1 protein-coding gene is annotated in these 967 nt (G+C 41.5%); it reads right to left on the bottom strand.

Going from position 1 to position 967, the window contains the following annotated elements:
* Positions 1 to 102 precede the first annotated feature (102 nt).
* Positions 103 to 967, bottom strand: an 865-nt coding sequence (locus QVP90_RS07465) for a sensor histidine kinase (protein WP_288204047.1), incomplete at its 5' end; no start/stop codon positions are given.

Here is a 967-nt window from a genome sequence, read left to right as displayed (position 1 = left end):
ACTCTTCCGATTCATTTTGCTGACAGCTCCAAAGGCAACTCAACGCCAGACTCATAAGAAATACTTTTGTTTTCATTTGTTAGGGTATTAAATATATAAAAACTAAGAATATGGTATTATAAATACAAAACGACACCCTTTCGTGTACTTAGAATCAAGAGTCAGGCTCCCTCCCAACTTATCTGCAATTCCCCGACAGATCGAGAGTCCCAGTCCGGTACCCTGCGAATAACTGTCAAGTTTGGCAAATCTGGAGAAAACCGCCTCCTGCTTTTCCAAAGGAATGCCAGGCCCTGTGTCGGTTATAGTAAAACAGATCCGCTGTCCCTCCTTCATTATACTATATGCCAATGTTATATCACCCGACGGAGTGAATTTTGCAGCATTATGCAGCAAGTTCACCAACACCTGCATGATACGCTCCGGATTACTTTTCACGATAAATTCTTCACGGGCCGGCTGGAAATGCAATTCCACTCCCTCTTGCACATCTTTACGAATATTATCCACACTCAACTTACAACAGTCATTTATATTGGTCATGATATCAGCCGGCATCTTTCCGGTCTTATCCAGATCAGACAACTCGAGCACATCTGTTATCAGCCGAAGGAGGTTATTACTGTTCTCCTCTATAATAGAAGCATATACCTTAGTATCCGGATCATCCTGATAGCGGTCTCCCAATATTTGAGAGAATCCCACAATCGAATTTAACGGTGTACGAATTTCGTGCGACATACTTTGTATAAACAACGTTTTCATCTGGCTGGCGGTCTCTGCCGCATTTTTTGCTTTCCGTAATTCTTCCTCCGAATGGAGAAGCCGTTTATTCAAGCGATTCTCACGATACAAAAATATAAATACGAAAACCAGTAAGGTAACCAGCGAAATTATGAGAAGTTGCTTATTATGCAGTTCTTTTTTCTGTGCCTGAAGCACTAACTCTTTTTTCTCGGCATTCAAT

Origin of the sequence: Bacteroides sp. CAG:189 (assembly GCF_000432295.1) — a bacterium.
Taxonomy (GTDB): Bacteria; Bacteroidota; Bacteroidia; order Bacteroidales; family Bacteroidaceae; genus Bacteroides; species Bacteroides salyersiae.
The sequence above is the reverse complement of the archived record's forward strand: the minus strand, read 5'-3'. Positions and strand labels throughout refer to the sequence as shown.